17 protein-coding genes are annotated in these 20993 nt (G+C 42.9%); 12 read left to right on the top strand and 5 right to left on the bottom strand.

Annotated elements, in window-relative coordinates; translation table 11 throughout:
• Nucleotides 1-49 precede the first annotated feature (49 nt).
• From G561_RS0107865 to G561_RS0107845, 5 genes are all read right to left on the bottom strand, one after another.
• A complete protein-coding gene (locus G561_RS0107865) occupies nt 50-1720 on the bottom strand; it encodes an AMP-binding protein (RefSeq protein ID WP_028859051.1) in 1671 nt (556 codons plus the stop codon).
• A gap of 334 nt (nt 1721-2054) precedes the next feature.
• A complete protein-coding gene (locus G561_RS0107860; RefSeq protein WP_028859050.1) occupies nt 2055-3125 on the bottom strand; it encodes a CaiB/BaiF CoA transferase family protein in 1071 nt (356 codons plus the stop codon).
• Nucleotides 3118-5289 carry a 3-hydroxyacyl-CoA dehydrogenase NAD-binding domain-containing protein gene (locus G561_RS0107855; protein WP_028859049.1) on the bottom strand — a complete coding sequence of 724 codons (2172 nt, stop codon included), beginning with the start codon at nt 5287-5289 and terminating at the stop codon, nt 3118-3120. Before G561_RS0107855 ends, G561_RS0107860 begins: the two co-directional genes overlap by 8 nt.
• A gap of 105 nt (nt 5290-5394) precedes the next feature.
• Nucleotides 5395-6603: an acetyl-CoA C-acetyltransferase gene (locus G561_RS0107850; RefSeq protein WP_028859048.1), complete on the bottom strand. Its 1209-nt coding sequence runs from the start codon at nt 6601-6603 to the stop codon at nt 5395-5397.
• A gap of 273 nt (nt 6604-6876) precedes the next feature.
• The gene (locus G561_RS0107845; RefSeq protein WP_028859047.1) at nt 6877-8028 is read right to left on the bottom strand and encodes an acyl-CoA dehydrogenase family protein; all 1152 of its coding nucleotides are present in this window, start codon (nt 8026-8028) and stop codon (nt 6877-6879) included.
• Between the two features lie 260 nt (nt 8029-8288).
• On the opposite strand from G561_RS0107845, the gene G561_RS14280 reads away from it, so the two are divergent.
• From G561_RS14280 to G561_RS0107785, 12 genes are all read left to right on the top strand, one after another.
• On the top strand, nt 8289-8972 hold the full coding sequence (locus G561_RS14280) for a TetR/AcrR family transcriptional regulator (protein WP_051584451.1): 684 nt from the start codon (nt 8289-8291) through the stop codon (nt 8970-8972).
• A gap of 399 nt (nt 8973-9371) precedes the next feature.
• Complete coding sequence (locus G561_RS0107835; RefSeq protein ID WP_028859046.1) at nt 9372-9968, top strand: MerR family transcriptional regulator; 597 nt, start codon at nt 9372-9374, stop codon at nt 9966-9968.
• A gap of 404 nt (nt 9969-10372) precedes the next feature.
• Complete coding sequence (locus G561_RS0107830; RefSeq protein ID WP_028859045.1) at nt 10373-11281, top strand: urease accessory protein UreD; 909 nt, start codon at nt 10373-10375, stop codon at nt 11279-11281.
• Nucleotides 11282-11410: 129 nt separating this feature from the next.
• On the top strand, nt 11411-11713 hold the full coding sequence (gene ureA, locus G561_RS0107825) for an urease subunit gamma (protein WP_028859044.1): 303 nt from the start codon (nt 11411-11413) through the stop codon (nt 11711-11713).
• 10 nt (nt 11714-11723) lie between these two features.
• A complete protein-coding gene (locus tag G561_RS0107820) occupies nt 11724-12065 on the top strand; it encodes an urease subunit beta (RefSeq protein ID WP_028859043.1) in 342 nt (113 codons plus the stop codon).
• Nucleotides 12055-13758 (top strand): urease subunit alpha, encoded by a 1704-nt coding sequence (gene ureC / locus G561_RS0107815; protein ID WP_028859042.1) that lies wholly within the window; start codon nt 12055-12057, stop codon nt 13756-13758. The genes G561_RS0107820 and ureC overlap by 11 nt, the downstream gene beginning before the upstream one ends.
• A 21-nt stretch (nt 13759-13779) precedes the next feature.
• Nucleotides 13780-14358, top strand: a complete 579-nt coding sequence (ureE, locus tag G561_RS0107810) for an urease accessory protein UreE (protein WP_028859041.1) — start codon at nt 13780-13782, stop codon at nt 14356-14358.
• Nucleotides 14240-15055: an urease accessory protein UreF gene (locus tag G561_RS0107805; RefSeq protein ID WP_228707612.1), complete on the top strand. Its 816-nt coding sequence runs from the start codon at nt 14240-14242 to the stop codon at nt 15053-15055. The genes ureE and G561_RS0107805 overlap by 119 nt, the downstream gene beginning before the upstream one ends.
• Nucleotides 15056-15130: 75 nt before the next feature.
• Nucleotides 15131-15769, top strand: coding sequence for an urease accessory protein UreG (ureG, locus tag G561_RS0107800; protein ID WP_028859039.1), 639 nt, complete (start codon nt 15131-15133; stop codon nt 15767-15769).
• Between the two features lie 233 nt (nt 15770-16002).
• Entirely contained in the window at nt 16003-17958 is a 1956-nt protein-coding gene (locus G561_RS0107795) for an MrcB family domain-containing protein (RefSeq protein ID WP_037031984.1), read from the top strand.
• 34 nt (nt 17959-17992) lie between these two features.
• Nucleotides 17993-20533: a DUF2357 domain-containing protein gene (locus G561_RS0107790; RefSeq protein ID WP_028859037.1), complete on the top strand. Its 2541-nt coding sequence runs from the start codon at nt 17993-17995 to the stop codon at nt 20531-20533.
• 233 nt (nt 20534-20766) lie between these two features.
• On the top strand, nt 20767-20993 hold a 227-nt coding region (locus G561_RS0107785), incomplete at its 3' end, for an IS5 family transposase (protein WP_028859036.1).

Here is a 20993-nt window from a genome sequence, read left to right as displayed (position 1 = left end):
TGTAAGGGTTTTTTCTTATCAATTGAAAGTACTATTAATCTTAAACAGCTTACTTTCTGAGCTTGTGACGCAATATCTTACCAACAGTTGACTTAGGCAGCTCATTAATAAATTCGATTTCACGAGGTCGTTTATAGCCGGCAAGATTTTTCTTACTAAATGCCATAAGCTCTTCTTTAGTTAGGCTTTTATCATCGGATACCACAAACAATTTTACAGATTGACCTTGCAGCTCATCATCAACGCCTACCACTGAGCATTCTTTAACCTTAGGGTGCATTTCAATAACGCTTTCAATCTCGTTTGGATAGACATTAAAGCCGCTCACAATAAGCATGTCTTTTTTTCTATCTAATAGTTTTACATAGCCTTTTTCATCGAGAATTCCCACATCCCCGGTCTTTAAGAAACCATCTTTGGTGAAGAACTTGCTGTTATCTAGGTTGTGATAGCCTTTGATAACATTCATACCTTTAATGCCAATTTCACCTTCTTGATTAACCCCCAACTCATTTTCTTCATCATCAAAGATTTTAATATCTATACCTGGAACCGGCATACCAATGGTGCCATTGAACTCGGTGTTGGTTAATGGGTTGGCAGTGCCCACCCCTAGGGTTTCCGACATCCCCCAACCTTCAATAATAGGAAGACCTGTGGCTGCCAGCCATCTACGAGCCATCTCAGGAGTTGCTGCCATGCCGCCTGCCAATGATAGTTTTAGATTTGAAAAATCAATAGTTTTGAAGTCTTTATGATTTAGCAGAGCTTGGAATAATGTATTTACTGCAGGCAGCAGATGAAATTGTTCTTTTTTTAGTAGCTTAACAAAGGCGTCAATATCACGGGGGTTGGTAACCAGTAAGAAGTGTTGTCCGCTCCGAAAGCCGAGCAAAGAGATGATAAAAGCAAAGATATGGTACAGCGGTAAAGCAATTACGGCGGTCAACTGCCCTTCTTTGTCTCGATCATAGTTTAATGGCTGGAACCATTCGTCATACTGTTTTGTACCATAGACCACATTATGATGACTAATCAAGATACCTTTAGCGACCCCTGTGGTACCTCCCGTGTATTGAATTAACGCTAAGTCATCTGGATCAACATTAGGACGGGTATATTTTAAACTTGGGCCTTTGTTTAAGACGTTTTTAAAGTTAACAACTTTACACTTAGAGCATCTAGATAAATCATACTTCGGCACTGCCTTCTTAACATATTTAGCCGCAAAGTTAACAAGGGTACCTTTCGCTGTACCGAGCATATCACCGATAGCGCTCACCACGACTGTTTCAACAGGTGTCTTATCAATAATTGATTCTAAAGTGGTACAAAATGGCTCTAAAATAAACAATAACTTGGCGTCAGAGTCATTAAGTTGATGTTTCAGTTCTCGTGGCGTGTAAAGCGGATTAATGAGGGTCAGTACCATACCTGCACGCAACGCACCGATGATGGTGGGTAGGTATTGATTGACGTTGGGCATCATTACCCCAACAGTACTGCCTTTGGGCAATCCCAGACTTTGAATCCAAGCGGCAATAGCGGTCGACATGTCATCGACTTGTTTATAAGTGTACGACACCCCCATGTTAGTCATGAACTTTTCGTTGGCGAATTCAGTAAGGGTGGTATCAAAGTAGTCATTAAGAGATTGATCAAGATAAGGGATGTCTTTCGCCACGCTTTCCGGGTAAAACTCGGTCCAAAACTTATTCATAGTCACCTTCCATAGTTATAAATGTCACTTCGGCCTTGAAGTGATTTTGCTGCTTTGTAAAAACAATTGTCTTACAAACTTTGTTCAAATTAACCCGCTAAACCCAATCCTTAGCAAAGCGAGCTAATTTTTATCAGACATTATCTTTTAAAAGATAAAGTTTGGAGTATATATTTTTAGGGCCATCATAGATGATCTGACTAACTTAAAACAATAGCTTGAAAGTAAAAACAAGCTGTAGACAGTCGCCAAAAACCTAGGCCCTATAAACTACAATAGCACAGTAACTTACCACTACAAATACTTAATGTGCTGTTTAGAGTTGACTTGGCAATTAACTGACTACTTGCCAGCCTGCGGTTGCTCCATATTCATCTTGGTGTGAGAATAGAGGGTGAGCTTGAGCTTCTGCAAGCGTAAGCACAGGGGTCACACAAACATCGGTGTCAGCAAAGACTTGTTGCCAATATGATAAGGGCTGGCTTGCAAATTTCTCAGCCACGGCCTTCATGGCCGCACGACTGTCTGGCATGTTCGGTAACACCCCACGTTGCCAATGCGTATTTTTTAAATCTGCTAACTCTAATGTTTCACAAAGCCCCTGCCAAAACTTAAGCTCAAGCGAGCCTACCGCCATGTAACGGTCATCTGATGTCTTGTATAAACGATAGCAAGGCAACAGTCCTCCTAAGAAGTCATATTGAGGTAGTGGCTTATTACCAGTCATCTGCGCGATAAGCTTACCGGTAGACTTCGGCATCACCATATGATGGTATAAGCTATGCGTCATACTGATATTAATATGACGACCTTTGCCCGTGGATTTGGCAGCAATAACTGCTGCCAATAGTGCTATCACGGCGGTATCACTACCCCCTGCTAGATCAGCAAACTGAATGTTAGGCATGGCTTGCCCGCCATCCGCTGTCTTTAACTGATCGAGTACGCCACTCATCGCCATAAAGTTAATGTCATGACCGGCTTTTTGACTCCATTGGTGAGTTATCGACTCGCCATCAGCATGACCATAGCCGGTGATAGACACCATAACCAACTTAGGGTTCAGCACTTGGAGTGCGCTGAAACTTAAGCCCATAGCTTCCAATATCCCAGGGCGAAAGCTATCGAGCATAACATCGGCATCTTTTATCTGCTCTTTAATGGCATCGATACCAGCCTCATCACGGAAATCTACTTTTTGAGTATCTTTACCATGGTTTAGAGCGGTAAATAATTCACCAAACGCACGAGCGGGATCGCCTTGTGGCGGCTCAATCTTAACAACTTGTGCGCCAAGGTCTGCCAATAGCCTAGTCGCAAAGGGACCAGGCAGATTACGGGTTAAATCAACTACTTTAATGCCTTGAAGACAGTCCGCCATTTGATCCAGTAATGCACTACTCATCGCTAAACTCCTGACCTTTTTCAGCCATTTCTACTAGAATGTTAGCCGGTGCAAAACGCTCACCGTAGGCAGCAGCAAGCTCACGACTACGCTCAACAAACTTTTTAACGCCTACTGAGTTGATAAACTGCAGCGTACCGCCTTGGTTTGGTGCAAAGCCCCAACCGAATATAGAGCCAATGTTCGCATCGGCTACTGTTCTTACCACGTTCTCCTCATAACATTTGGCAGTCTCATTGGCTTGAACGTACAGTAATCGGTCAACTAAGTCTTGTTGTGAGGGCTGCTCCTCTTTAGTTGGGTAAAGATTGGTCAGCTCAGGCCATAAGCGTTTTTCACCATTTCCTGGATAGTCATAGAAACCTTTGCCAACCTTCTTACCTTCACGTCCTAGCTCATTTACCATTTTTTCAACGACTGGCATGGCTGGATGCGCGGTAAAGGATTTGCCTTCAGCTTGTAAAGCACGCTTGGTTTGCTGCATGACATGCAGTGATAGGCTTAACGATACTTCGTCTTGTAACGCTAGTGGTGGCATTGGCATACCCGCTTTTAGACCGGCAACTTCGATGCTACGGGGGTGGACGCCTTCGGCCAACATTGCAATACCTTCTGAGACATACGTACCAAACACACGAGAAGTATAGAAGCCTCGACTGTCATTAACTACGATTGGAGTCTTAGCGATTTGACCCACATAATCAAAGCCTTTGGCTAAGGTGGCATCGTCTGTCTCCTCCCCAACAATAATTTCAACCAACGGCATCTTATCTACCGGAGAGAAGAAATGTAGACCAATAAACTGATTCGGACGTTTGCTGGCTTTGGCCAATTCAGTAATCGGTAGCGTCGAAGTGTTAGAAGCATAAACCGCAGTTTCTGGGATAACCGCTTCAGTATTGCGAGTACAAGCCGCTTTGACGTCGATGTCCTCAAATACGGCTTCGATAATTAAGTCACAGCCTTCTAAATCTTCATAAGCCGTAGTGGTGTTAATTTTATCCAGTAAAGCTTGTTTCTTCTCAGCCGTTGAACGACCACGACTAATTGCCTTATCCAACAATTTAGCAGAATAGTTTTTACCTTTTTCAGCGCCTTCGATAGAGGTATCTAACAGCACAACTTCCATGCCCGCTTTGGCAGAAACATAAGCAATACCAGCGCCCATCATGCCGGCACCAAGTATACCCACTTTGCTTACTTTAGAGCGCTCAAACCCTTCAGGACGTGACTGACCTTTCTTAATATTATTCAGCTGAGTCCAAAGAGTATTAATCATGTTTTTCGACACATCAGACAAGGCACAGGCTACGAAATAACGCGACTCAATTTTCAGGCCATTATCGATGTCGGTTAAACAGCCCTCAAACACACTCGATAGAATGTGCGTAATGGCAGGATAGTTGCCATGTGATTTTTGATTGGCCATGGCTGGGGCAATTGAGAAGACCTGAACCACTTTAGGGTGCTTACTATCCCCTCCTGGAATTTTGAAACCTCTTTCATCCCAAGGCTGGCTAGCTTTAGGATTGTTATTAATCCATTCTTTAGCTTTGCTGATAAGCTCTTCATTGTCTTTGGCGGTATCATGAATAACACCAATTTCAACAGCTTGCTGAGGACGGAGCTCTTTGCCTTGAGTCATTAACTCAAGTGCTTTTTGAATACCTACTAAACGAGGTAGACGCTGAGTACCGCCACCACCTGGCAATAGACCTAATTTCACTTCTGGCAGACCCAGTTTGGTCTTTGGTGAATCAATAGCAATGCGGTAATGACAGGCCAAAGCCAGCTCTAATCCACCACCCAAAGCGGTGCCGGTAATGGCGGCTACGACTGGTTTGCCTGACGTTTCTAGCTTACGTAAGCTTGTTTTTAAATCTTCTACTAACTCAAATGCTTGTTCTGCGCTTTCCACCTTAGCCAATTGATCGATATCAGCACCGACCACAAAGGTTGACTTACCAGAGGTTAGAATAAGCCCTTTAGCGGCATCATCATTGATAAAGGCGTCGGTTAAAGTAGCAAATGATTCATTAAAACCATCGCCAATGACGTTCATTTTACGATCGCTTTGATCGATGGTAACGGTGATGATGCCGTTGTCAGCTTCTGCAGAAAAATTGTTCAACTGGTTAATGATATTTACGCTATTGGTGCTCATGTTATGTCCTTATTATTTCTACACTTAATGTAGGCGTATGTTATTTCCGTATCTAGGCAACAGAGAGGATATAGTTTAAAGGGTTAAGATGATTGGCAAGTCGTCTTAAACCCGCTCAATAATAGTAGCAATCCCCATACCCCCTCCCACACACAGGGTAATCATAGCGGTATTCAAATCACGGCGTTCCAACTCGTCCAATACAGTAGTCACCAGCATAGCGCCTGTCGCCCCTAAAGGATGACCCATAGCAATAGCGCCCCCATTAACATTCACTTTATCTAGCGATATACCCAAATCAGCAGCGGTATTCATCGGCACTGCAGCGAAGGCTTCGTTAATCTCCCATAGATCAATATCAGCAGCACTCATGCCTGCTTTGTTTAGGGCTTTATGACAAGCTGGGGTTGGACCGGTTAACATGATGGTAGGCTCTGAACCAATAACAGAGGCCATGGTAATCTTGGCGCGAGGCTTAAGGCCGGCTTTGTCACCAGCGGCCTTACTGCCCACGAGACACAGCGCAGACCCATCAACAATACCTGATGAGTTACCTGCATGGTGAACGTGATTGACCTCTTCAATCGTAGTGTATTTATCTAGGATAACGCCATCGAAGCCCATTTTTCCGGGCATCGCAAAGGAAGGGTTTAATTTGGCTAAAGTTTCAACCGAAGTGTTGGGGCGAATGGTCTCATCTTTGTCCAATAATAAAAGACCATTAATGTCGGTAACAGGCACCACAGATTTATCATAGTAGCCTTTCTCCCAAGCGGCGGCAGCTCTTCGGTGCGATTCAGTAGCGAAAGCATCGACATCTTCACGACTGAAGCCACGTAGTGTAGCGATAGTATCCGCTCCGACACCTTGAGGCACAAATTGAACCGCATCATTGACACGCGGGTCCATATACCACGCACCACCATCTGAGCCCATAGCCACTCGGCTCATAGACTCAACACCACCGGCGACCACTAGGTCTTCCATACCCGACATGACTTTGGTAGCGGCTAGATTGATTGACTCTAATCCAGAGGCACAAAAGCGTGACAGAGTTAGCCCGGCCACGCTCTGATGCCACTCGGCGTCAATAACCGCGATTCGTGCAATATCAGAGCCCTGCTCACCCACTGGGGTGACACAGCCTAAGACCACATCATCTACTAAACTGGTGTCTAAGTTGTGACGTCGTTGCATCTCTTTTAATAGCGTGCGAACTAGCCATATTGGAGAGGCTTGATGCAAAGAGCCGTCCTTTTTCCCTTTGCCGCGGGGGGTACGAATGGCATCATAGATGTAGGCAACTTCAGTCATAAAAATCCCTTTTTTAATTTCCTAAAATAGTTTTCAATCGATTTAAAATCTGCTGTTGCTGTTAAGCCTTACTTAGCTTTTACAGCAGCACTTTCTGTGATTCATTATGGCATATTAAGCAGACACTCACTGACCCGATTTCATTAACCAAGCTAAAGCCACTGAGGTCAGTATGAATGCTTAGCAATTGTCTTTTGTCTTTAGTGTTTGGCAGTCACCTTAAGCAAGTCAAGGTGACGCTATAAGGTAAACTAAGCATTAGAGGATGAGAGGCTACATAAAGCGAGAAGCCAGCTCTTTCATAATCTCATTGGTACCACCGTAGATCTTCTGTACACGGGCATCAGCGTACATACGAGCGATTGGATACTCGCTCATATAGCCATAACCACCGAATAGCTGTAAGCACTCATCGATTACTTTACACTGCTTTTCAGTGACCCAGTATTTGATTAATGAGGCTTGTGGCGCAGTAAGCTTACCTTCAATCATGGCCTCAATGGCAGAGTCACATAGCGCACGTACCGCTAAATAATCTGCTTGTACTTCTGCTAATTTAAAGCGGGTGTTTTGGAATTTCCAAATAGGACGACCAAACGCTTCACGCTGCTTGACATAGTCAAGGGTAAGCTCTAATGCTAGTTTTATAGCACCACAACCACTTAGCGCAATAATTAATCGCTCTTGAGGCAGCTCTTGCATCATTTGGATAAAGCCCAGCCCTTCAACGCCGCCCAATAGATTCGACTGCGGAACACGGACATTACTAAAGAATAATTCTGAGGTATCTTGAGCGGACAGACCGGTTTTCTCAAGGTTGCGGCCACGCTCAAACCCTTCTAAACCATCTGTTTCAACTACGATTAATGAAACGCCCTGTGCGCCCTTTTCACGGTCAGTTTTACAAGCCAATACGATTAGGTTGGCATGTTGACCGTTGGTGATGAAAGTTTTGGAGCCGTTAATGATATAGTCATCACCGTCTTTCACCGCATAGGTCTTAATGGCTTGTAAGTCAGAGCCTGTGGTAGGTTCTGTCATGGCAATGGCACCCACATATTCGCCAGTTGCTAGCTTGGGTATCCAGGCTTTTTTCTGCTCTTCTGTACCATGCTTTAAGATATAAGGCGCTACGATACCCGAGTGAACCATACCGCCAAAGCCTGACTGATTGGCTTGTGCTTGCGCCAAAAGAATGGCGGCTTCGTGACCGAAATCACCGCCACCACCACCATATTCTTCAGGCATAGAAGCACACAAAAAACCCATCTCGCCTGCCTCTAACCACGCCTCACGGTCAATCTTACCGTTTTTTCGCCACTGCTCGTCTTTATCTTCCCAACTTTGGAACATTTTTAAGGCGCTTTCATACACCATTTCATGCTCTTCAGTCATCCAATTACTTTTAAATGCATCAATACTCATATCGTCATTCCTTAACGTGGTTGGGTGTTTTTATAAAATACGGTAATAATTATTACCGTTATAAATCCATGATAAAACTATACTTAAACTCAAAATTCTACTTAAAATCCGTCATATAACCTTGTCTTTGGCTGATTGGTGAACTTATACTACAAAAGTAGATTTTGTTAAGCAATCATTTAAATATAAATGGTAATATTTATTACCGCTACTATTAGCTAGGTTGTTACTATGTGGGTTGCCAATATTATGAGGGGTTTATGAGTCAACACTTAACGAGCAGTAAATCTAAAGCTAAGGCTATTAATGACGAGGGATTAGCCCCTTTAGCTAACATGCGCCCAGCAACTTTAGACAATATCGAAAAGGCAGTGCATCAACTATTTGCTGGAGAAAATGCGCAAGAAGTGACCATGATTCAAATTGCAAAAACTGCAAACGTGTCTTTGCAAACTTTATATAAATACTTTGGTAATAAACAAACGGTGTTTCATACCATTATGGACAGGGTGCTCGGCAGGCTTGCAGTGCGCATGATGGATCATTTGCAAGGCATCGACAGCGTAGAAGATAGACTTAGAAAGACATTGTGGGTGGTGTTTGATTTCGTGGATAGCCACCCTGATGCGGTAACAGTGCTAACCTCAGTATCAGCGACAGACATTCGAAAAATATCCATTTATGAAAATGAAGAGCTCATTACAGCATTTACCAGTGTGCTAGCAGATGGTCAAAGCCGCGGAGTGTTAAATAATAAGGTACCGCTATACGTGTTATTTGATGTGTTTATGGGGTTTGTGATGCGTATTGGCACCATGCAGGTGATTAGAAACTCCACTACCCCTTTAACCGATAACTTCGACGATCTGTTTCAAATATTATGGCGGGCAATTTCTAATCCTGAAGTAGAACCGCTCTCCCTGTCAACAACTTCGAGCAGATAAAGCCAATACTTACTATTTCTTACTTCCTAAAAAGGTTTCTACTGTTTTTTACAGGGTAGTTTTTAAGGGTAGCTATGTGACCTAAACTTGATATAAAAAAATAAGTTATGCTTATTTATTGGACACAAAGTATTGGCTGCTTATTTGATACCAAATGAAACATTACGACATATTTTCACCTATTAGGAAAACGAAGCTATATTCAATATAAACACCTGATTATTAAATATATTTTTCTATTTGAGTAGCGCCATATGTGATTAATCTCCTAAATTATTTTAGGGGATTTTTTGTTTTTGGTTGCTTTTAGTAAACCTTATTGACTACCCCACTGCTACAAGCTAGTCTTGTTTGAAAACTACTGCAAAAACTCTCTTTTTTAGAGTAAGGACATCTCTTATGAATAATAATAAATCCCCTATATCTACTGATCCCAAAAACGTATCAAACCCTGCAGCAGAAACGTCTAATGCTGACTCAGCAGCTAAGGTCGAACCTATTAACCCAAAGGCTGCCACGAAAACCAACGAAGACATGCTAAAAAATGTCATCAAATTCACCCCTCAAGGCACTACAGAGTCCGGCAAGAGTGTGTATAGTAAAGAGGATGAAAAAAAAATCGTTGCTCAATTTAATGAGTTATTGGATCAAGGCTATAACTTAACCATGACCAAAAAAGCGCTGGCGGTGCACCATAACATTAATACCGGTACCTTAGATGCCCTACGCAAGTCTCATGAAGAGCATGACGAGCAAGAGCAAGCTGCAGAAAATTCAGACGCTAGCTTGTCTGATTTAGAGCCCAGTGACGCAGAGTATTTTGCTATAGTACAAAAGAAGCTAGATGAAATTGAAGAAGAATTAAAAGCTTTTGAACAAAAAGTTGCGGATGCCAAAGAACTATTGGCCAATGAAGATAAAATTAGAGCAAAAATTGAGGCCAAAAAAGAAAATTATCTGCCACCGGCTTTTAAAGAGATCCTTAATAAAAAGTGATTTACCGCTTGTTTAACTATATTGTTCCAATTTATTGTTGAAGTTAATTTACAGGTTTTTTAAGAAAGTTTTTTATGGAAAAAAGGACTTGACTGAAATCAGGTTAAGGTGTATAAAAGCGCCAGATAGGGTATAGTGGCAATAGCGCTGCTATTTATCGCTTTCTTACTTATATACTTCACACGTCTTTTTTAGCGCCCAGCTTGTGCTGATACTTGGTATCCACTGTCTGTCTTGGCAAAAAAAGAACTGTCCTCTCTGATTTGGTAACGTCCTATTACCCATACTAAGCTGCATGCTTAACTTATAAGTAAATATTTTTGAATCCTTTGAAGTCTATTTTTTATACACTTTTGCTTAGGCTGAAACTAACCTAGGCTCATAATAAATGGGTCTTTTACAGCATGACAACTTTATCTACACCTCCTTTGTCGCCAAAGGAAACCCTCGATTATGGCCATCGCTTTGATGCCAATCGCCGCTGGGAAGCCTCTTTAACTCTTGGGTTTGCTGCTTATCCAGAGCGCGATACTTCAATCACTCGCATGAATGTGGCCCGTCACTATGGCCCACTTCGCGTCCAGCGCGCCTTTTATCCTGAAGGTCGTGATGGCTGCTGCCATATCTACTTATTGCACCCGCCTGGCGGTTTGGCCAGTGGTGACTCACTGAATATAGATGTCACTGTCGATAAAAATGCCCACACTCTGCTTACTACCCCTGCAGCCAATAAGCTGTACCGAGCTGACAGCAATGGTGTGGCTTGGACTCAATATACGCATTTGAAGGTTGCCGAAGATGCGGTACTTGAATGGTTGCCACAAGAAACCCTTGCTTTCGATGGCTCACGGGGCCAACAAACGGTTGTTATTGACTTAGCCGAGACTGCCAAGTGCCTCGGTTGGGAGATCATCGGCTTGGGCCGTCCAGCTAGTGACTTGCCCTATGTCAGCGGTATTATTGAACAGCGCTTTCAATTAACCCAAAACGGTCGTCCGCTATGGCTAGAGCGCCAAGTTATCGACCCCACTCATTCCAGATTTGCTGGTAAATGGGGACAAGGCGGCGCCACAGTGCACGCCACTTTATGGGCAGTGGGTCTAAGCGACCCGGAAGCCACCATCAGCGAACTACGCGACAAGATTGCGCCCAATCATAACTGGGCTGTGACCTATCGCCGCGGTGTACTGCTACTACGTTATTTGGGTATGGAGCGTAACGAGGCTTGGGATTTATTGCAGCAAGCTCGTGAGATTCTACGCCCAAGACTGATCGGCGTTGATGCAGTAACCCCCCGTATTTGGCTAACCTAATTAACAAGCTAGATTTTTATAAAACTTATTGCAAAAACTTTGTGTTAACAATGAACTCTCTATTTGCTTATACCTTACTCGGTATAAGACCTAAATAATAATAGTAATAGCATAATAACGGAGCACCTAATGGAACTTACCCCAAGAGATAAAGATAAATTAATGTTGTTCACGGCTGGATTATTAGCAGAACGCCGCAAAGCAAAAGGGCTTAAGCTGAATTACCCAGAAGCCATTGCACTGATTAGCTGCGCCATTATGGAAGGCGCTCGTGAAGGTCGTACCGTCGCTGAGATGATGGGTGCAGGACGCGAAATCCTGACTCGTGATGATGTGATGGACGGTGTGGCTGAGATGATTGAAAGCATCCAAGTTGAAGCCACTTTTCCGGACGGCACCAAGTTGGTTACCGTTCACAACCCGATTGTTTAGGAGATAAGCCATGATTCCTGGTGAATATCAGTTAAAGGACGAAGACATTGAGTTGTGCGCCGGCCGTGAAAGCTTCGTAATTGAAGTGGCAAATTTAGGCGACCGCCCGATCCAAGTGGGCTCTCATTATCATTTTGCCGAAACAAATAGTGCATTAAGCTTTGATCGTAAGAAGGCTTATGGGCATCGTTTGGCGATACCTGCAGGCACAGCTATACGCTTTGAGCCTGGTCAAAAACGAGAGGTATCTCTCATACCTTATAGCGGACTGCGCCGTATCTATGGATTTAAAGGCGAGGTGATGGGTGCAATAGATCAGAATCAAGCTCAGGAGAAGAATAATGAAAATTAATCGCGAAGCTTATGCAAACTTATATGGACCGACAACCGGTGACCGCATCCGCCTAGGGGACACTGAGCTATGGATTGAGATTGAAAAAGATCACACTCATTATGGTGAAGAAGTTGTCTTTGGCGGCGGTAAAGTGATTCGTGATGGTATGGGCCAAAGTCAGCTTTGCTCTGATGAAGTCATGGATACTGTCATTACTAATGCCATCATTATTGACTGGTGGGGCATTGAAAAAGCTGACGTGGGCTTAAAAGATGGCCGTATTGCAGCTATTGGTAAAGCAGGTAACCCTGACACACAGCCAGGTGTCACCATGAATATTGGTGCAGGTACCGAGATTATCGCTGGTGAGGGTCAAATCCTAACAGCAGGTGCTATTGACACTCACGTACACTACATCTGTCCTCAGCAGGTTGATGAGGCTCTAATGAGTGGTATGACCACCATGATTGGTGGAGGTACAGGACCCGCTACAGGATCGGTTGCCACCACTAATACTGCCGGTCCTTGGTATATCGCACGTATGATGCAAGCAGTTGATCAGTTACCAATGAACATCGGATTACTGGGTAAAGGAAGTAGTAGCTCCCCAGAAGCACTTGAAGAGCAAGTGAAAGCAGGGGCTATGAGCTTGAAGGTTCATGAAGACTGGGCAGCCACCCCAGCTGCTATTAATAACGCGCTAGATATCGCTGACCGTTATGACATTCAAATTGCACTACATGCTGATAGCTTAAACGAGTCCGGCTTCGTAAAAGACACCCTAGAGGCATTCAAGGACCGCTGTATTCACTCCTACCACACCGAAGGTGCTGGCGGTGGACACGCCCCTGATATTATCATCGCTTGTGGTGAGCCAAACGTATTGCCGTCCTCAACTAACCCGACTCGTCCTTACACCATCAACACCGTTGATGAGCATTTGGACATGCTGATGGAATGTCACCACTTAGATCCAAACATTCCAGAAGATGTGGCCTTCGCTGACTCTCGTATTCGTCGTGAAACCATCGCTGCTGAAGATATCTTGCACGATATCGGTGCGATTTCGATGATTTCATCAGACTCGCAAGCCATGGGTCGTATCGGTGAGGTAATCTGTCGTACTTGGCAAACTGCACATAAGATGCGGGTTCAGCGTGGTCTACTTCCTGAAGATAAAGAGCGTGGTACCGATAACTTCCGTGTGAAGCGCTATATTGCCAAATACACCATCAACCCCGCTATTACCCATGGTGTATCTCATGAAATTGGCTCAATTGAAGTGGGCAAACTTGCAGACTTAGTGCTGTGGAAACCAGGATTCTTTGGGGTTAAACCTTCTATTATCCTAAAAGGTGGCATGATTGCTGGCGCGGCTATGGGTGATCCAAACGCCGCTATTTCAACACCGCAGCCGGTCCACTATCGCCGTATGTTTGGTGCCTTAGGCGGTGCGGTTTCTGCAACCCGTGTGACCTTCGTTAGCCAAGCAGCTATGAATACTGGTATAGAAGAAAAACTGGGGCTAAAAAGCCGATTAGTTGCTTGTAAAAACGTACGCCAAATGCGTAAAAAAGACATGAAATTAAATGATTTCTGCCCGTACTTAACGGTAGATCCAGAAACCTATGAAGTGCGCTCAGATGGTGAACTGCTAACTTGTGAGCCTTTAGCCGAAGTGCCTCTAGCTCAGCGTTATCACTTGTTCTAACCCACTTTGAAGGATAATATCATGTTGCAATTAACCCAAAGACTTGATAGCAGTGAGAACTCTACTGCAGAAGTTTTTGACACCCTAACCTTGCCTTATGAGCTGCGTATTCGGGGTCGCCTAAAAGCGACTACTGATAACGACCGCGAGGTAGGGCTATTTTTAGATCGTGGTCCTGTATTACGTCATGGCGACTTGCTACAAGCCGAGAGCGGTGAAATCATTCAAGTATTGGCCGCTGATGAAGAGGTGGCCACTGCGTATATTGAAAATGGCCTGCCTTTAGCACGCCTATGCTATCACTTGGGCAATCGTCATGTATCGCTGGCCATTGGCTCAGATGAAGACGGTCGTTACTGGGTACGCTTCCCGCCCGACCATGTGCTTGAAGAATTAGCAGAGCTGCTGGGCGCTGAGCTGACTCATCACAAAGCACCATTTGACCCTGAGTCAGGAGCGTATGCTCAAGCTGGCCGTGAGCATGCCCACAGCCATTCACACAGTCATGGACACGGCCACGGTCACCATCACTCACACGATCATGGCCATGACCACCATTCACACGACCACTCACACCACGGTGGACATCATGATCACTAATGAGCCGACCAGCGCCATTAGCGATTTGGCATTACTTGGGCTGATGCAGTTGATCAGCCCTGCCCTACCCATTGGTGCTTTTGCTTGGTCGCAAGGCCTAGAAAGCGCCTTTGAATTGGGCTGGGTAACCACTGAGCAAGAGCTGTGTCACTGGCTTGAGGGCGTGTTAAATGATGGTTTAACCCGCTGTGAGTTGCCGGTACTTGCCAGGCTACAGAACTGCTGGGCCAATAAAGACAGCCAAGGCTTGGCCTACTGGAACGAGTGGATTCATGCCAACCGTGAAAGTGCTGAGCTTAGCGACGAAGATATTCGCTTAGGCCTTGCACTCACTCGGCTATTGACCAGCTTAGACCTTCAGCCCAAGCCTGAGCAAGGAGATGCCGCTCTGCCAGAAGAGCCTGGTTATGTGACTGTCTTTGCGTGGACTGCACATACCCGTAACGTGCCGGTACGTCAAAGCTTACTTGGCTTTGCGTGGGCTTGGCTTGAGAACCAGTTGGCGGCGGCCTGTAAAGCCATGCCATTAGGACATACCGCAGCCCAGCGTCTCAATGAGCAACTACGCCCCAAATTAGTGTCGGCCGTAGACACTGCATTGAGCTTGGCTGATGAAGATTTGGGCCCTATTATGCCCGGTCTGGCATTAGGCAGTGCCCAGCACGAGACTCAATACTCACGACTGTTTAGAAGCTAATATTTGCTTAAACAGCCTGTGTGACTTTTTTTAATTTTGCACTTCTATGTGTGACAATAATAAGGAAAATATTTTATGAAACATTGTTTACGAGTTGGCGTAGGTGGCCCAGTAGGATCAGGTAAAACTGCCCTTTTACGCCAATTATGCAGCGCCTTAAAAGACCATTACAACATTGCCGTTGTGACTAATGACATCTACACTCGTGAAGACGCCGACTTCTTATTGAAGCATGATGCCCTGCCAGCCGACCGTATTATCGGTGTGGAAACTGGCGGCTGTCCACACACTGCTATTCGTGAAGACGCATCAATGAACTTAGCGGCTATTGATGACTTACAGACCCGTCATCCAGATTTAGAGCTGGTATTGGTTGAGTCTGGCGGTGATAACTTAGCTGCAACCTTTAGCCCAGAGCTGTCTGATTTAACTATATATGTTATTGACGTGGCTGCTGGTGATAAGATTCCTCGTAAAGGTGGTCCTGGTATCACCAAATCAGATCTATTAATCATCAACAAAATTGATATCGCAGAGCAAGTGCATGCCTCTTTAGATGTGATGGAGCGTGATTCGAAAAAAATGCGCGGCGAGCGTCCATTTATCTTCACCAACTTATATGATGGTGTCGGCGTTGAAGAAATCATCAGCTTTATCTTAGACAAAGGCATGCTCCCTGAGCGTCGTCCAGGTAAGCAAGGTGCTGATGCCTAAGCTGATTTAGGCTTATAGCTTCAGTTACTTTTGATGCTATATTTGTTATAAAAGCCGTGGGTTATGCCTACGGCTTTTTTGTGTCTGTGAAATTACTTCTTTAATAGCGTTGCACTATATTTTAAAGTCATGCTCATGTACATTAGTTGATGACTGTTATATCTTAAATAGGCCTGTAATAATGCATCCCAATTATAAGCTCTTTATCATTGAATATTAAATGGAAATAATTGATGGAAAAGAATGACCTCGCACAACAATTAGAATACTTTACCTCAAACTGGGTTAACTCAACGCAGGAGGCCTTTAAAGAACATCCATTAGCACAATTATTCAGGAATGAAGTCGAAGCAAATGTTAAGTCAATAGTTCATAGTTTTGATAGCACTTATCTCGTTAAAGCAAGTGTAGGCTCTGGTAACTGGGCTAACATTCCTTGGGTGTCTATTCTTAATCCCAAAATTACTACCACCACTCAAGACGGGATTTATCCTGTTTATTTATTTAAAGCGGATGGGTCCGGCTTTTATCTTTCATTAAATCAAGGTACAACTATACCAACTCACAAATATGGAAAAACCAAAGCAGAAAGTAGAGCTGAAACAATTAAGGGCTATATTCTAGAACAGCTACCTGAATTAATGAATTGGGGAAAGCCAGAAATAGACTTGCTTGCTAGCACGGATCTTGGTAAATCTTATGAAACTTACAATATTGTCGCAAAATACTACGATGCATCTTCTAAGCTTAATAATGAGCAGTTAAAAAACGATCTGTTGGAACTACTTCATATTTATAGAAGATTAGAAACCCACTATAAAATAATAAGCGAGAAAGAAATTAAACAGGAAGCATCGTCCTTGCATGCTGAAAAGCAAGATAATGAAAGATACCCTAAAAAATTAAAAGTGAGTGACTTAACCACTCTTTCGAAACCATTCCTACTACTAGCCGGCATATCCGGCACAGGAAAAACACGTTTTGTTCGTGAGCAAGCTAAAGTAACTGGCAGCCTTAGTGAAACCTACTGCCTAACATCTGTTCGTCCCGATTGGCATGAACCTAGCGACCTTTTAGGCTATATATCACGTTTGGGCGGACAAGCTGAATATATCACCACTGATGTACTACAGTTTATCGCTAAAGCATGGCGCGCCATTATTGACGCTAACCTAGTTATACAAACTGATACAAATGGAAGGTTACAAGTAACCGGTGAAAAACCTGATTTAGAAAATATTCTTCCCTATTGGCTATGTCTTGATGAGATGAATCTCGCACCAGTAGAACAGTACTTTGCTGATTATTTATCTATTTTAGAAACACGTGAATGGCGATGGTCTGATGAAAATCAATTCTCCTATAGCTGTGATGCTATATTAAAGCCATCTGTTTTTACTCAAGTTGCTGATAAATCTCAGTTCCGCACAGAATTAGGTTTAAGTGGTAGCCAATACGATCAAGCTTGGGATTTATTTTGTAACTATGGTATGAGCCTACCCTTTAATCTCATAGTTGCTGGTACTGTTAATATGGATGAGACAACACATGGCTTCTCACGTAAAGTAATCGATAGAGCATTAAGCTTCGACTTCGGTGATTTCTTCCCCAACGATTTCGATTATTTCTTTGAGCCAGTAGTAAATCATAAGGCCCTCAGCTACCCTCTTTACTCTCAAGCTGAGCAAAGATATTTACCCACAGTAGATAGCGATGGTCAAAAGAGTATAGCTTTCTTGAAATCTATTAACGCTATATTGGACAATACACCTTTTAAACTAGCTTTCCGAGCTCTCAACGAGCTTCTTTTATCGGTCATTAATTCTAGGCCAAACAATGATATCGAGTTACAAGCCGTTTGGGACGACTTCTTAATGTGTAAGGTATTGCCTCGTATTGATGGCGACCACGATAAATTAATTTTTATTAATGGTAATAGTTCAGACGACACTTCAAGTCCTAGCTATAGCACTACGGAGCAAACCATATTAAATGAACTATCAAAAGTTTTGGCTGAAAAACTTGACCTAATTTGGGTCGGATCAGCAGATAAAAAACCAGTTCGCCCTGATTTATATCGTCAAAATATAGATGGTAGCCCTCTAGATATTGATTGTCGTAGCAAAGATAAGCTTGAATGGATGCAACTGCGTTTACAGCGCTCAGGCTTTACGAGCTTTTGGCCTTAAACTTAATTGTATTCAGCTTAGGGAATAAATTGTCATGTCTGAACTACTATATATCCAAACACCGGAATTTGAATTAAATATATGGTGTAATGACATCTCTAAGCGCCAGTCTGCCTATAAAGATACTCTAGCCAAACGAAAAGCCTCTGTGGAAGATAACTCAATCAGTATACGTTTATCCCCTGCGATAGCAGTTACCAAAGCTATTTTTATGGGGAATGAACTAGATTTAGATACAGAGTTAAACCATAGTGCTTTAGAGACTGTAATTACTATTGAACATCCTATATTCTTTGAGAATTTACAATATCATTTTGAATGGTTATTCATAACTAATGAGGCAAATACCGCTGAATCTAATTCCGTTATTCCGGTAAATAATGCTTTCTTAGCCCATCGAAGTCATTTAATTAATGAAAGCTTTAGATTTGCTCCTGCAAATCGCTCAATCCCTGCTAGGCTAACAGGTTCAATAAATACGTCTAATCACTTAGGGTGGATGCGACTGCCTTTACAGTATGTTAAAGCAGAAAAAAGTTTTGAAAGTAAGCTAGCTTTTGAAGTTCTTCCCACCAAAATGAGCTTACACGATGATTTACCTCTGATGTATCAGACCATAGATGAGGTTTTCCCACTGTGGCGATTTAGCCTTGTTGCTCCCACTGAACAAGATGCTGCAAGCAGTCAACAGCGCAACTTCTTCCCACTCTTATGGTTAGCAAGCTTTACTGAATTACGACAGCAGTTTGAGCATGGCCTTAAAGTAATCAGTCAAGCTCCTCATAGTCGTCTTCAATCTCATACGGCTTATAACAAAGCTAATCGACTTAAAGGTAGAGTATCACATCGACTGGCCACTAAGATTAAAGAAGACTTCAAGAACGGCTTATCTGATAGGCGCTATCCTACTACTAAAAAACAACTCAGTGTAAACACACCTGAGAACCAGTTTATAAAGATGGTAGTGAGTACAACGCTAAAAAGATTAACTAGCTTTGAAAATAAACTAAGAGTCATCAATGCTGCACCGGACCAACAACGTCTTTCTGAAGCTTTTTTAAATGAGTTACACAGTTGGCAACAACCACTACAAAAAATACTGAAACAAAGCTTTATGCAAGAAGTAAGCGCATTTAGTGGGCTTAGTCATGAGTCATTGGTACTTCAGCAAAAGGTAGGCTATAGTTTAGTTTACCGTATATGGCAGGAACTGAAGTTCTATCTCGATTTGTTTGATAACCAAGCCAGTATTTCAATGAAGTCTGTCGCAGAAATATATGAGATATGGTGCTTTTTAGCACTAAGAAAGATCTTGATTGAAGACTTGGGATTTGAGCAAGTCACCACTAATAGACCTTCCCTTGAGTTAAATGATTATTTCGAGTATCGGCTGAAAGATGGTTTTGCTGGTGCAATAGAGTTTAGACGTTCAGACGGGATCACTGCAAGATTGGCTCACGAGCCCATTTTCGGTAAGAAAGGAACAAAAATACGCTCTTATCTTACAACTCAAAAACCTGACATAGTACTAGAAGTGACTCTACCTATTCAAGAAAGCAATAATGAAAAACGCTTTATATGGGTATTCGATGCCAAGTATCGCATCAAGACTGCCAGTAATAGTACTGACCTTGAATCTGATATCGAAATTACAGACTATGCCCCAGACGATGCAATTAACCAAATGCACCGCTATCGAGATGCTCTAATTCGTATTGCCGAAGACAAAGCAGCACTCCAATTAAAGAATAGTAACTTATCAAAGAGTAGACCAGTAATTGGGGCGTTTGCTTTATACCCTGGTTATTTCAATCAAACTCAGATGGAAAACCCTTACCATCATGAAATTAAGGAAGTGGGCATCGGTGCTTTTGCTTTATTACCCAGTACTCAGCAATCTGACACTGCCGATAATAATTACCCTCTATTTAATACTAATAACTATAATTCGGGCAGTTATTGGCTGAGCCAGTTTTTGATTCAACAAATTGGTACTGCTACTAGGGATATTAAATATAGTCCCAGTGAGATAGCGGAGCGTCTCTATATTCAAGAGCCTGCCCGTATTCCGTACGATGGTATGCAGCAAATATTATACCCTGACCTTACTTTAACCATTGCTTTAGGTGACAAAGCAGATCGTAAGGACTCTTATTTTAACAAGTTTGAGGAAGGTACAGCACAATGGTATCACCTGCCAGAAAAAACCTTCTTGCGTAAATATGCACGCCATGTGGTAAATGAGCTGCGCTACTTAGCGCTAGCTTCTAGCTCCGAACAGTCATTGGCTAGTAAGAAAATTAATAAGCTTTGGCCTATTATAAGTGTATCATTGGTTCGTAGAGAAGATATTTCTGATGAACAAGCCGGTAGTAATAGCACTAAGACTGATCGATACTACCTATTTAAACTTGACAAACCTTTAATTCTAAAAACACCCATCATAGGTGTACCAAAAGACTCATTTATGGCATCAATGAGCCTTACTACATTATCAAGTCTTGAGCAGGCAGAACAGTTTAGTCAACTAACACAGGTCTATAAAAAAGCCCTTTCAACTAATCCTAACGACTAGCCAAAACTCTTTATAAATAACACGTCAAACATCAGAGCAACAAAAATTAACTCTCCCTCTAACCACGTTACAAGCCTCTGTATTTCTTAACAAAAATCTGCGAGACAGCGATTTTAGAATCTGAAATACTAACTACATAGTTCGATAAATCTAGGGCGTGTCCCTAATTTGAAAAATACAGTAAAGCCTTATTTTAATCCTATATATCAACAAAATATAGGGAAACTCAAGCCATGGCGAGAACAGTAATAACTGACAACATATGGGAACAACTACAAACAACAATGAAGGCTCACGGTTGCCATCAATGGAAGAATGACCGCACCGTAATGGAAGCCATACTTTGGAAACTAAGAACAGGTGCTCCATGGCGAGACATACCTACCGAACTAGGTTCATGGAAAACCGCTTATAACCGCTTTAATCGATGGTCTAAAAAAGGGCTATGGCAGAATTTTTT

The organism is Psychrobacter phenylpyruvicus DSM 7000 = NBRC 102152 (assembly GCF_000685805.1).
Taxonomy (GTDB): Bacteria; Pseudomonadota; Gammaproteobacteria; order Pseudomonadales; family Moraxellaceae; genus Psychrobacter; species Psychrobacter phenylpyruvicus.
Note: the sequence above shows the minus strand (reverse complement) of the source record. Positions and strands in the feature narration are given on the sequence as shown.

What these genes read in the sequence shown, in the direction of transcription:
- G561_RS0107865 (WP_028859051.1), bottom strand. Translation starts at nt 1,720, where the DNA reads ATGAATAAGTTTTGGACCGAGTTTTACCCGGAAAGCGTGGCGAAAGAC.
- G561_RS0107860 (WP_028859050.1), bottom strand. Translation starts at nt 3,125, where the DNA reads ATGAGTAGTGCATTACTGGATCAAATGGCGGACTGTCTTCAAGGCATT.
- G561_RS0107855 (WP_028859049.1), bottom strand. Translation starts at nt 5,289, where the DNA reads ATGAGCACCAATAGCGTAAATATCATTAACCAGTTGAACAATTTTTCT.
- G561_RS0107850 (WP_028859048.1), bottom strand. Translation starts at nt 6,603, where the DNA reads ATGACTGAAGTTGCCTACATCTATGATGCCATTCGTACCCCCCGCGGC.
- G561_RS0107845 (WP_028859047.1), bottom strand. Translation starts at nt 8,028, where the DNA reads ATGAGTATTGATGCATTTAAAAGTAATTGGATGACTGAAGAGCATGAA.
- G561_RS14280 (WP_051584451.1), top strand. Translation starts at nt 8,289, where the DNA reads ATGAGTCAACACTTAACGAGCAGTAAATCTAAAGCTAAGGCTATTAAT.
- G561_RS0107835 (WP_028859046.1), top strand. Translation starts at nt 9,372, where the DNA reads ATGAATAATAATAAATCCCCTATATCTACTGATCCCAAAAACGTATCA.
- G561_RS0107830 (WP_028859045.1), top strand. Translation starts at nt 10,373, where the DNA reads ATGACAACTTTATCTACACCTCCTTTGTCGCCAAAGGAAACCCTCGAT.
- ureA (WP_028859044.1), top strand. Translation starts at nt 11,411, where the DNA reads ATGGAACTTACCCCAAGAGATAAAGATAAATTAATGTTGTTCACGGCT.
- G561_RS0107820 (WP_028859043.1), top strand. Translation starts at nt 11,724, where the DNA reads ATGATTCCTGGTGAATATCAGTTAAAGGACGAAGACATTGAGTTGTGC.
- ureC (WP_028859042.1), top strand. Translation starts at nt 12,055, where the DNA reads ATGAAAATTAATCGCGAAGCTTATGCAAACTTATATGGACCGACAACC.
- ureE (WP_028859041.1), top strand. Translation starts at nt 13,780, where the DNA reads ATGTTGCAATTAACCCAAAGACTTGATAGCAGTGAGAACTCTACTGCA.
- G561_RS0107805 (WP_228707612.1), top strand. Translation starts at nt 14,240, where the DNA reads ATGCCCACAGCCATTCACACAGTCATGGACACGGCCACGGTCACCATC.
- ureG (WP_028859039.1), top strand. Translation starts at nt 15,131, where the DNA reads ATGAAACATTGTTTACGAGTTGGCGTAGGTGGCCCAGTAGGATCAGGT.
- G561_RS0107795 (WP_037031984.1), top strand. Translation starts at nt 16,003, where the DNA reads ATGGAAAAGAATGACCTCGCACAACAATTAGAATACTTTACCTCAAAC.
- G561_RS0107790 (WP_028859037.1), top strand. Translation starts at nt 17,993, where the DNA reads ATGTCTGAACTACTATATATCCAAACACCGGAATTTGAATTAAATATA.